General features: G+C 73.7%; 8 protein-coding genes. All 8 read right to left on the bottom strand.

Annotated features, from left to right (window positions below; translation table 11 throughout):
- Nucleotides 1–18: 18 nt before the first annotated feature.
- A complete protein-coding gene (locus tag HGA03_RS15225; protein ID WP_168631150.1) occupies nt 19–915 on the bottom strand; it encodes a sugar phosphate isomerase/epimerase family protein in 897 nt (298 codons plus the stop codon).
- Nucleotides 912–1,937, bottom strand: a complete 1,026-nt coding sequence (locus HGA03_RS15220) for an SCO3242 family prenyltransferase (RefSeq protein WP_239073781.1) — start codon at nt 1,935–1,937, stop codon at nt 912–914. The genes HGA03_RS15225 and HGA03_RS15220 overlap by 4 nt, the downstream gene beginning before the upstream one ends.
- Nucleotides 1,934–3,052 (bottom strand): inositol-3-phosphate synthase, encoded by a 1,119-nt coding sequence (locus tag HGA03_RS15215; RefSeq protein WP_239073780.1) that lies wholly within the window; start codon nt 3,050–3,052, stop codon nt 1,934–1,936. Before HGA03_RS15215 ends, HGA03_RS15220 begins: the two co-directional genes overlap by 4 nt.
- A complete protein-coding gene (locus HGA03_RS15210; RefSeq protein WP_168631149.1) occupies nt 3,049–4,056 on the bottom strand; it encodes a sugar phosphate isomerase/epimerase family protein in 1,008 nt (335 codons plus the stop codon). Before HGA03_RS15210 ends, HGA03_RS15215 begins: the two co-directional genes overlap by 4 nt.
- Nucleotides 4,057–4,145: 89 nt before the next feature.
- Nucleotides 4,146–5,309, bottom strand: a complete 1,164-nt coding sequence (locus tag HGA03_RS15205) for a WxL protein peptidoglycan domain-containing protein (protein WP_168631148.1) — start codon at nt 5,307–5,309, stop codon at nt 4,146–4,148.
- 88 nt (nt 5,310–5,397) lie between these two features.
- Nucleotides 5,398–6,675, bottom strand: coding sequence for an autotransporter outer membrane beta-barrel domain-containing protein (locus HGA03_RS15200; protein ID WP_168631147.1), 1,278 nt, complete (start codon nt 6,673–6,675; stop codon nt 5,398–5,400).
- Between the two features lie 17 nt (nt 6,676–6,692).
- Nucleotides 6,693–7,658, bottom strand: coding sequence for a sugar phosphate isomerase/epimerase family protein (locus HGA03_RS15195; protein WP_168631146.1), 966 nt, complete (start codon nt 7,656–7,658; stop codon nt 6,693–6,695).
- 96 nt (nt 7,659–7,754) lie between these two features.
- Entirely contained in the window at nt 7,755–11,192 is a 3,438-nt protein-coding gene (locus tag HGA03_RS15190; RefSeq protein WP_168631145.1) for a PQQ-dependent sugar dehydrogenase, read from the bottom strand.
- Between the last annotated feature and the right edge of the window lie 3 nt (nt 11,193–11,195).

Raw genomic sequence — 11,195 nt, 5'->3', positions numbered from 1 at the left:
GCGGTTGGGCGTCCCGGATCAGGGCGGCGCGGGCGCGGGCGCGATCGGACCGGCCGACGCGGTGGCGTCGGGTGGCACTGCAAGGGTGGGCGCGGTGGCGGCGCGGATGGCGTCGCGGCTGTGCTGCAGCAGGCGGGGGGCGTCCCAGGAGTGCCGGGGCAGTTCGACCGAGACGACGTCGGTGTAGCCGGTGCGGTCCAAGGTCGCGAGCGCCGCGGCCAGGTCCAGGTCGCCCTCGCCGAACGGGCGGTGCTCGTGGTGGGTGCGGGGCATGTCGTCGATCTGGACGTGGGCGAGCGCCGGGGCGGCGGCGGCCAGGGCGCCCGCTACTCCCCCGGGCTCGACCACCAGGCAGTGGCCGATGTCGACGGTCAGGCCGAGCGCGGGTGGATCGCCGAGGGCGCCGCGCAGGGCCAGGGCGTCGCCGACGGTCTGCACCACCATGCCGGGTTCGGGTTCCAGGGCGAGCCGGATGCCCTGTTCGGCCGCAGCGCGCGCCAGCCCATCGACCCGGTGCCGCAGCCGGTCGTGGGCGGCCGCGGGGTCGTCGCCAGGGCCGAGCACGCCGGAGAAGAACTGCACCGTGGTGGCACCGAGCTGCCCCGCGACCCGGATCGCCTGGCGCAGGTAGTCGATCCGGGCGTCCGCGTCCTCGTCCACCAGGGCCGGCGCGTGCTTGCGGCGCGGGTCGAGCAGGAACCGGGTGCCGGTTTCCACCACCACCCGCAGGCCGAGCGCGTCCAGCCGACGGCGCAGCCGGTCCAGGTCGCCGGGTGGCGCCCACGGGTCCAGGTGCGGGAAGCCGAGGGTGAGCGCGACCGCGCCATAGCCCTTGTCGGCGATCAGGTCCAGCGCCTGGGGCAGCGGGTGGTCGCCGAGGCCGTTGGTGCCGTAGCCGAGGGTCCAGGCGGTCATGTCTCGCTCACCGCCCGGGTGCCGCGGCGAAGCAGGACACCCGCGGCACCGGCCACGCCGATCACCGCGGCGGCGGCCGGGGAACCGGACCGGGCGGCCCAGGCGGCCTGGAGCGGGATCATCGCGCGGATGCCGGCACCGGTCGCGGCCCGGGCCAGGTCGGCGGTCGGTCGCCGAGCGGCGGCGAGCTGCGGCGGGAGCACCGCGGCGGCGTAGGCGACCGTGGCGGCCAGCGCCCCGGCCCGGGCGGCGGTGCGAACGGGGCGACGACCGGCCACGGCGGGCCGGGAGCCGAGTGCCGATGCGACGGACCCGGCGACGGCCGTGCGCCCCGTGCCGGCCGTACGCCCAGCGGCGCGCACGCTGCCGAGCGCGGCCAGGGCGGTCGCCACCGTGACACCCGCGCTGACCGCCGCCACCGCGCGGGCGTCCCGGACCGTGCTGCCGTGCACCTCGCCGCGGGACAGCCAGGTGACCCCGGCGGTGTGCGCGGCGACGGTGAAGGCGGCGGGGGCGGCGGCGCGCAACCGGCCGGCACCGGCGCCCATCAGCACGTCCAGCCCTCGGCAGGTGGCCATCGTGGCGGGACCGGCGGGACCGTCCTTGAGCACGGCGTCGTACAGCCACACCCCGGTGGCCAGCGGCACCGCCATCGCCAGCGACCGGACGCCACCGCCGACCGCGGCCAGCGCGATCCCGGCCGCACCCAACCCGGTGGCCACGGTCAGCGCGCGCCGCGGGGTGACCCGGCCGGAGGGGATCGGGCGTTCCGGGCGCTCGGTGGCGTCCAGCTCCCGGTCGGCCCAGTCGTTGAGGGCCATCCCGCCGGAGTACAGGCAGGCCGAGGCCAGCGGCAGGGCGGCCCGGCGCACGGTCCACGGGTGCCCGGCGGCGGCGGAACCGGCGAGGGTGTCGCCCAGGACGGTCAGCACGGCGGGGGCCCGGACCAGCTCCAGGTGGTCGGCCAGAGTGGGCGCCGGGCGGTAGCGGGCCGGGTCGCCGTACAGCAGCGGTCCGGTCACAGGGCGGCCGCCGTCCGCTCCGCCCAGTCCCGCAGCGCCGCCGCCTGATCGGCCGCCCGGTGCTGGTCGCTGGCCCAGGGGTCCTTGAAGAAGAAGCCCAGCTCCGGCACCACCCCGGCCAGTCCGGCCCGGTCGGCCAGGTCGAGCAGCCGGGCCAGGTCGAGCACCATCGGGGCGGCCAGCATCGAGTCGTAGGCGCTCCAGGTGGTCTGCAGGGTGATCCGGGAGCCGAGGAAGCCCTGCACGTGCACGTGGTCCCAGGCGACCTTGACGTCGCCGAGGTCGGGCACGTTGTCGATGTGCAGCGGGGTGACGTCGGTGCCGGTGAGGTCGCGCAGGCCGCGGGTCTTGGAGGCCAGCTTGGACCGGACCGCCTCCGGGTCGGCCAGGGTGGCACCGTCGCCGCCGCCGAGCAGGTTCGCACCGGCCCAGGACAGCACCCGCAACCCCCGGTCGGTGAAGGCCGGGGCCAGCACGGTGCGCAGCCAGGTCTGCCCGGTCTTGCCGTCCTGCCCGGCGACCGGTACCCCGGACTCCCGGGCCAGGTCGAGCAGCGGGACCATGCCGGTGGACGGGGTGAAGCAGGCGTACGGGCTGCCCGCCAGCAGGGCCGCCCAGGCGGCGACCGAGGACGGCGGCAGCACCACCCGGTCCGGTTCGGTCAGTGCCTCGACGGTGAAGCCGGTGGTGTCGTGCGGCGGCTCGGTGGAGGACAGGTCGATCACCACCACCCGGGCCAGGCCGTGCCGGTCGCGGAAGGCGGCGAGGTCGGCGGCCAGGCGTTCGGCCTCCTGCTGCTGCGACCGGCCGGGCGGCAGGGTGGCGTAGCCGGGCCGGACCTCGGCGTCGGCCAGCTCCAGGTCGTCCCGGGCGGCGGTCAGCAGGGCGGCCGGGATCATCCCGGCGTCCACCAGGGTCTCGGCGCGCTTGACCAGCGACACGTGGCTGACGTCGTGCCCGCCGACCACGATCCGGTCCCAGTCGGTCAGCCCGGGCCAGCCGGCGGTGACGCAGCCCTCCGGCCCGGCGTTTCCCCGGGCCAGGGCGGCCAGGCCGAGCACGGCGGTGGTGGCGACCGAGCCGCGGGCGCCGATCAGCCACAGGCCGGTGCTCACGCCTCCTCCCGGGTGGAGAACGCCGAGTCGAAGGCCGCGTCGGGGGCGTCGAAGGCCAGTGACCGGACGAACTCCAGCGCCTGCGGGGCACCGAGCAGCCGGTCCATCCCGGCGTCCTCCCACTCCACCGAGATCGGGCCGGCGTAGCCGATCGTGTTCAGCGTCCGGAAGGCGTCCTCCCAGGGGACATCGCCGTGGCCGGTGGAGATGAAGTCCCAGCCCCGGCGCGGGTCCGCCCAGGGCAGGTGCGAGCCGAGCCGCCCATTGCGGCCGTTGCGCATCCGCTTGCGGGTGTCCTTGCAGTCCACGTGGTAGATCCGGTCCTGGAAGTCCCACAGGAAGCCGATCGGGTCCAGGTCCTGCCACACCATGTGGCTGGGGTCCCAGTTCAGGCCGAAGGCCGGGCGGTGGCCGATCGCCTCCAGGGTGCGCACGGTGGTCCAGTAGTCGTAGGCGATCTCGCTGGGGTGCACCTCGTGCGCGAAGCGGACACCCACCTCGTCGAAGACGTCCAGGATCGGGTTCCACCGGTCCGCGAAGTCCTGGTAGCCGGCCTCGATCGTCTCGGCGCGCACCGGCGGGAACATCGCCACGTACTTCCAGATCGCGGAGCCGGTGAAGCCGACCACGGTGTCGACGCCGAGCTTGGCGGCCAGCCGGGCGGTGTGCTGCATCTCCTCGGCGGCCCGGCGGCGCACCCCCTCCGGGTCGCCGTCACCCCAGACCCGCGGCGAGAGCATGTCCTGGTGGCGCTGGTCGATCGGGTCGTCGCAGACTGCCTGGCCCTTCAGGTGGTTGGAGATCGCCCAGACCTTCAGGCCGTACCGGTCCAGGATCTCCCGCCGGGAGTCGAGGTAGTCGTCGTCGTCCCAGCGCCACGGGTCCAGGTGGTCGCCCCAGCAGGCGATCTCCAGGCCGTCGTAGCCCCAGCCGGCGGCCAGCTCGGCCACCTTCTCGAACGGCAGGTCGGCCCACTGGCCGGTGAACAGGGTGATCGGTCGCATGTCTTCTCCTTCGAAGCGGGCACGGGGCGCGCGGTGGGTGCGGCGGAGCCCCGGGACGGGACGGGAGCCGGCGAGGTCCGGCATCGGGGTCAGGCGGTGCGGGGCGGCAGCACGCCACCGGGCGGCCCGGACCCGCCCAGTGCCGCCGCGACGGCGGCGTCCACCGCGCGCTGCTGTGCAGCCTTCCGGCGCCGGCCGGCCCCGGTGCGCCAGACGATCAGGGCGACCAGCAGCAGCAGGGCCGCGATCCAGGTCCACGGGATCGCCCAGGCCCTGGCCGAGGCGGTGGCGGTGGGCACGGCGACGTCCTCGGCGGAGGCGTCGGCGCCGGTGGACATCGGGACCACGGTGCCGCCCACGCTGACCTCCGCGCTGGCCAGCAGCAGCGGCCAGACGTCCTCCAGGGTGGCGGTGCGCTGCACGGTGGCACCGGGGATCAGCTCGGGCAGGTCCACCTGGGCGGCCGGGGTGCTGCCCCAGCCGAACGGGCCGCCGACCGTGACCGACTCCCCCGGTGCGATCCGGGCGTTGCCGGTGTTCGTGACCGTGAAGCTGACCGTGGCGGTGCCGGGGGCGAGCGGGTTCGCACCGGCGCCCAGGTAGCTGATCTGCACGTCGTCGACGGTGAGCGCGGGCGTCAGGGCGCCGGTGACCCGCAGGTGCACCCGGGAGCCGAGCCGCCGGTCGACGGTGACACCCTCGGCGTTCTCCACCCGGAGCGTGGACACCACACCCCCGGCGTAGTCCCCGGGCTGGATGTCCGCCGGGACGGTCAGGGTGAAGGGCACCTCCACCGACTCCCCGGCCGGCACCGTCACCGGGCTCCCGGCGACCGCGGTCCAGGCGCCCAGTGCCTCGGACTCCTCACCGGCGGGCAGCAGGTCCAGCGTGCCGTCCGAGGTGAGGAAGCCGTCGGCGGCGTACACGTCCAGGGTCAGCGGCTCGGCGCCCCGGTTGGTGACGACGATCGCGTCGGTGAGGGTGCCGCCGGGCGGCAGGCGGTAGGCGAAGTTGGGCCGGTCGGTGCCGTGCACGGTGTTCGCCGGGCGCACGCCCCAGGAGACCTGGGAGGCCGGGTCCGCCGGGGTGTCGGTGGGCGTCGCCGCGCCGGAGCGGGGGGCGAAGGCGAACAGCCCGGCCAGCGCGAGGGTCAGGGTGAGGATGACCACCCGGAGCACGACGCGCAGGGCGGTGCTCGACGGGCGGGCGGCGAGGTCGTCGTGGCCGTTCGTTCGGGTAGGGCTGGTGAACATGGGGACCGCCTGGATGAGGGAGTGGGCGGGGCTGGGGGTGCCGCCGTCCCACCCGGACCGGTGCCCGGGCGGGACGGCGGCGTGCCGGTCAGCTCAGCGCGGTCAGCGTGAGCGTCGCGGTGTAGGTGCCCGACGGGGAGTCGAGCGGGAGCTGCAGGTCGAGGTCGGCGCCGACCAGCGCGGAGCCACGGGCGTGACCCTCCTCGGCCGAGGCCAGGGTCCGGGCCACCGACAGGCCCTCGCCGCCGTCCTCGAACCCGCTGGCCACCGGCGGACCCGCCACCGCATCGCCCTCGTTCTCCAACACCTCGGGCGTCCAGCCCAGGTACTCCGAGGACAGCGACTCGCCGCCCGCGGCGAAGTCGGACACCTGCGCGGTGACCGACCAGACCGGGTCACCGGCCCGGGTGTCCTGCACCCGCACCGGCACGATCTCCCCGGTGGCCTGGTAGCGGTCCTGGAGCTCCTCGGCGACGCCCAGGTTCACCAGGCCGTTGCCACCCTCCAGGGACCAGATCAGCTCGCCGGCCCGCTGGTCCGGCACGGTGACCGCGATCGCCTGGTCGCCGGCGACGGCCTCGCCCGGCTGCTCGCCGGTGAAGTCGCCCTCCACCGACCCGGCGCTCACCCCGGGACCGAAGGCGGCCGCCGGGTCGTTGCCGTCCAGCCGGATGGCCCCCAGGACGGTGGTCTGGGCGACCCGCAGGTTCGCGGTGTTGCCGCTCAGCACCAGGTCCTTGCCGATCGTGTTGCCCCAGGCCCCGGCGGTGCCGTCGGCGTTCGCACCAATCAGCACGTCCCGGGACGACCCGGTGACCGACACCGTGCCGCCGACCACCGCACCGGAGACCAGCGCCCCGAAGTCGGCGTCCTCGACGGTCACGTCGCCGTCCACCCCGGTGCGCACCAGGTCGAGGTAGGTCGGCGCCTGGGCCAGCACGCCGCCGGTGATCCGGGAGTCGGTGATCTCCACGTCGACCCCGCCGGTGGCGACCGAACCGCCCACGGCCAGGTCGTTCAGGTACAGGAACCCGACCCGGGTGTCCGCGGCGTACACGCTGATGTCGCCGCCGACGCTGGTGCCGTCGATCAGCACGCCGTACGGGTCGGTGGCGACCACGTCGCCGGTGATGGTGGCCGAGGTGGCGTCCAGCCAGCCGTCCGCCTCGACGATCACCGAGCCCTCGACGGTCGCGCCGCCGAGCACGCAGTCCGCGCCCGCCGGGACCACCAGGTCGCCGGTGATCGTCTGGTCGCCCAGGTCGGTGCTGCAGTCGGTGCCGGCCGCCTGGGCCACCGGGACCGCCACCGCGGTGAGGGCGAACGTCCCGACCAGCACGGCCGGGATCTTCCACATGCGCTTCATGGTTTCCTCTCCCCGCCTCAGCCGCGCAGACCGGCGATGGCGTCGTAGCTCCGGTCGGCGTTGCCGAAGGAGTCGAGCGGGTGCGGCGGGACGGCGGTGGTGGCCGCGTTGTCCTGCTCGTAGAGGCCGAAGTGCTGGCCCCGGGTGCGCAACTGGGACAGGAAGGACTGGTAGGGCAGGTCACCGGCGCCGAACTCGATGATGTCGTAGCCGTTGGCGCTGGCCTCGTTGGCCTTGCCGTCCTTCAGGTGCAGCAGCGGGTAGCGCCGCGGGTTGCGCAGGATGTAGTCGATCGGCTCGAAGCCGGGGTACTTGTGCTGCCCGACGTAGGCCCAGTAGATGTCCATCTCCAGGTAGACCAGGTCGGGGTCCGTGTTGTCGTAGAACACGTCGTAGAGCCGGACCGACGGGTCGACCGGGTCGAAGCGGAACTCCCCGTCGTGGTTGTGCTGGTAGATCTTCATCCCGGCGGCCTTGACCTGTTCGCCCCAGCCGTTCCACTCCTCGGCGGCGGCCAGGTAGCCCTCCTTGGTGGCGGTGTTGGTCGGGGCGTTCCCGGTGCCCAGGTGCGGCAGGCCGAGGATGTGCGCGATCTCGATCTGGTTGGCCAGGTCGGTGCGGAACAGGCTGGTGCTGACGTGGGTGCCGACGGCGCGCAGCCCGTTGTCGTCCAGCAGGGTGCGGATCTCCTGCGGGGTGATCGCCCCGACGTTCCCCTGGGTGTACCCGGCGAACTCGATCTCCGAGTAGCCCATCGCGGCGAGCTCCTCGAACACGACGCGGAAGCCGACCGAGGACACCTTGTCGCGCAGGGTGTAGAGCTGGATGCCGATCCGGTTGGCCGGGACCAGCTTCTGCCCGCCACGGCCGGGCGCCGCGGCGGTGGGTGTGAGCGCTCCGGCCGTCTGGACGCCGAGCGCGGTGCCCACACCGACGGCCACCGTGGAGGCGGCCAGGGCCTTCATCACCGAGCGACGGCTCATGGGCCGGGCCGGGATTGTCTCGTGCTGGTGCATGTCTCTCCTTCGAGACTCGCGGGGTCCCGCGGGGCCGGACGGATGCCCGGCCCCGCGCGACCACTAGCTGCGGACGGTGAGGGTGGTGCTGGTGCTGCTCGGTGCGATACCGGCCGAGCCGCCGTAGGCGACCTGGACCTGGTACGTGCCCGCGGCGAGCTTGCCGAGGGTGACGACGCTCGCGCCGGTGGCGTCGAGGGTCCCGGTGACCGTCGCCACCGTGGCGTTGTTGCGCTTGACGGTGACCGTGACGTCGCCGGCCGGGACGATCCCGGTCGCCGACTGCACCTGCACCGAGACCTTCGCGGCGACGGCAGGCTTCACCTGCGGCGCCGTGGCGGTGACGGTGGAGGTGGTGCGGGCGACGGTCAGGCGGACGGTCGCCTCGGACGGCTTGAACACCTCGCCGCCGGCGTAGACCACCCGCAGGGTGTGGCTGCCCACCGCCAGATCCGCGGCGAGCGGCACGTCGGCGGTGCCCGCCTCGGTCAGCGGGGCACGGCCCACCTCGGTGTCGCCGAGCAGAACCGCCACCTCGCCATCGGCGGTGCCCTCGTCTGCGGCGACCGCGACCGTGACCACGCCCGGGTCGCCGTAGCCGACCCGGCCCGCGGCGACGGTCGCCGTCAGACTGGTGTCGACGGTCGGCTCCTGCGGCGCGTCCAGGTCCACGGTGAAGGCGACCTGGCCGATCTCGGAGACGTTGCCGGCGGTGTCGGTGGCCCGGTACCGCAGGTCGTACACCCCGTTCTCACCGAAGGTCACCCCGTACTGCTGGTTCGCGGCCAGGGTGATCCAGGTGGCACCGCCGTCCCGGCTGTACTGCACCGAGCGGAGCGCACCGTCGTCGGTGGGCTGCACGGTGAACCGGACCGGCTCGGTGAACACGCCGCCCACACCGGTCGGCTCGGCCGGGGTGAGGGTGTGCGCCACGGTGGGGGCGGTGACGTCCGCGACGCCCGCGCCGACCATGGTGATCGAGTCCAGCGCCAGATCGTCGCCGCTGGTGATCACCAGATCGCCGGTGCCCTCCGGTGCGGTGAACGCGATCTCCACGTCCTTCCATCCGGCACCGGCCGGGATGGTGGCGGTGGCGAAGGGCTGGGCGTCGGCCCCACCCCAGCGCAGCTGGATCTGCCCGCCGCCGTTGGCCCGGACCACCGCACCGGTGATGCCGGTGAAGTTGACCGGGCGGAAGGTCAGCGTGTCCCCGGTGCCCAGGCCGCGCACAGCGTTCCCGCCGGAGGCAGACTCGTCGGCGTAGACCGTGACGCCCTGGCGTGCGGCGTGCTCGGCCTGCTGGGTCTTCGGGTTCAGCCGGGCGGTGACCTCACCGCGGGCGGCCGGGACACCGTTGGCACCGGCGTCGGTGTAGTTGACCACCACGGCGCCGTACAGCAGCGCGCCGGGCCCGTGCTCCGGGGAGTTCGGGTCGGTGGCGAAGGCACCCTGGCAGCCGGTGCCGGAGCTCTCCGGGTGGGCGTGCTCGTCGTGGCCCAGACCGTAGGTCCAGGACACCCGGCTGCACACCGTCTCGGTGCCGTCCTCGGCGTCGGCGGTGGTCACCTTGAACGGCACCGCCTGGCCCCAGTCGAAGAACCCGCCGTCGGCCGGGTACTGCAGCGTGACCTCGGGCGCCTGGTTGCCGACCGAGATCGGGTGGCTGGTCAGGGTGAACTTGCCCTGCGGGTCGGTCACCCGCAGCCGGGCGGTGTACAGGCCCAGCTCGGTGTAGGTGTACGACGCGGTGACGCCCTCGGCGTCCCAGGTCCCGTTCCCGTCGAAGTCCCACTGGTAGGTCAGTGCGGCCCCCTCCGGGTCGGCGGAGTCCGCGGCGTCGAACGCGACCTCCAGCGGTGCGGCGGAGGACGAGGCCGGGGTGGCGGTGAACTCCGCCCGCGGCGACTTGTTCCCCTCCGCGTAGGAGATCCGGTACAGCCCGGCGTCCGGGTTGGCCCGGAAGAAGCCGTCGCCGTAGTCCAGGACGTACATCGACCCGTCCGGCCCGAACTCGATGTCCATCGGGTTGTCGATCGGCGGGAAGTCCTCCGAACCGATCACCGCATTCGGCGTGACGTCCTCGATGTGGGTGACCTCGAAGGTGTCCCAGTCGACGGTGAAGGCGGCGATGTAGTCCTGGGAGAACTCGCCGAAGAACGCCTTGGAGTCCCAGTACTCCGGCCACGCACTGTCCCCCGATTCGGGGTCGTAGTGGTAGACCGGACCACCCATCGGGCCCTGGCCGTTCCCGGTGCCGAAGTTCACCAGCTCGTCCCACGGCTGGTCGCCGGGGCTGTCGCCGTAGTAGAGCGTGGCCGGCTTGGCCGGGGGCAGCTCGGTCAGGCCGGTGTTCCAGCGCGAGTCGTTGACCAGGTTCTCCGGGTCGAAGAACGCCCCCGGGGTCGCGGTGGCGAAGTCCCAGTCGTTGTAGGCGAAGTTGTCACCGGTGACATACGGCCAGCCCGCGTTGTGCGGGTCGTCCAGGCTGGTGACGTTCCACTCCACCAGGCCCATCGGGCCCCGGCCCGCGGAGTCGGCGACCGCCTTGGTGGCATCCGGGCCGTAGTCGCCCCAGGACAGCGAGTTCGTCTCCGGGTCGACGTCGAGCTTGAACGGGTTGCGCACGCCCATCACGAAGATCTCCGGGCGGGTGCCCTCGGTGCCCTCCGGGAAGAGGTTGCCCTCCGGGATGGTGTAGCTGCCGTCCTCCTCGACGTGGATCCGCAGGATCTTGCCGCGCAGGTCGTTGGTGTTGCCCGCACCCCGGCGGGAGTCGAAGCCCGGGTTCATCCCCGGCGCGTCGTTGTTGGGGGCGAAGCCGTTGGCGCCCGGGGTGCTCGCCGGGGTGTTGTCCCCGGTGCCCAGGTAGAGGTTGCCGTCGGCGTCCCAGTCGAAGTCGGCGCCGACGTGGCAGCACTGACCGCGCTGCACCTCGACGTCCAGGATCTTCTGCTCACTGGCCAGGTCCAGCGCATCACCGGTCCACTGGAAGCGGGACAGCCGGTTCACGCCGACCCACTGGTCCCAGTAGGACTCGTCCGCGCCGGCCGGCAGGGTGTTCGGGGCGTTCCCGGCCGGGGTGTTCCCGGGCGGGGCGTACACCAAGTACACCCAGCCGTTCTCCTCGAAGTCCGGGTCGATGCCGATGGACTGCAGGCCGTCCTCGGAGTTCGCGTACACCGGGATCGAGTTCGCGATGCTGGTGACGCCGGTGGCCGGGTCGGTCAGCCGGACGTCGCCGTTGCGGGCGGTGTGCAGCACCCGCCCGTCGGGCAGCACCGCCAGGTCGATCGGCTCCCCGACGTCCTTGGTCAGGGTGACCTTCTCGTAGTTGCTCCAATCGAGTGCCGCCTCGGCACCCGGTTCGGCCTCGTGGTCGACGCCGTCGTGGGCCTGGGCGGGTGCTCCGATCAGCGCGAACGCCGTTCCCGCCAGGACCGTCGCCAGGATGGCGGCGATCGGCCGTCGGCCGCGATGAGCTCGCGGCTGGATATCCTTCATGGG

The organism is Cellulomonas denverensis, assembly GCF_012396125.1.
Classification (GTDB): domain Bacteria; phylum Actinomycetota; class Actinomycetes; order Actinomycetales; family Cellulomonadaceae; genus Cellulomonas; species Cellulomonas denverensis.
This window is presented reverse-complemented; position numbering and strand designations above follow the sequence as displayed.

Excerpts from the sequence above, each read along its gene's own strand:
- HGA03_RS15210 (WP_168631149.1), bottom strand. The coding sequence starts at position 4,056 with ATGCGACCGATCACCCTGTTCACCGGCCAGTGGGCCGACCTGCCGTTC.
- HGA03_RS15200 (WP_168631147.1), bottom strand. The coding sequence starts at position 6,675 with ATGAAGCGCATGTGGAAGATCCCGGCCGTGCTGGTCGGGACGTTCGCC.
- HGA03_RS15195 (WP_168631146.1), bottom strand. The coding sequence starts at position 7,658 with ATGAGCCGTCGCTCGGTGATGAAGGCCCTGGCCGCCTCCACGGTGGCC.
- HGA03_RS15205 (WP_168631148.1), bottom strand. The coding sequence starts at position 5,309 with ATGTTCACCAGCCCTACCCGAACGAACGGCCACGACGACCTCGCCGCC.
- HGA03_RS15225 (WP_168631150.1), bottom strand. The coding sequence starts at position 915 with ATGACCGCCTGGACCCTCGGCTACGGCACCAACGGCCTCGGCGACCAC.
- HGA03_RS15190 (WP_168631145.1), bottom strand. The coding sequence starts at position 11,192 with ATGAAGGATATCCAGCCGCGAGCTCATCGCGGCCGACGGCCGATCGCC.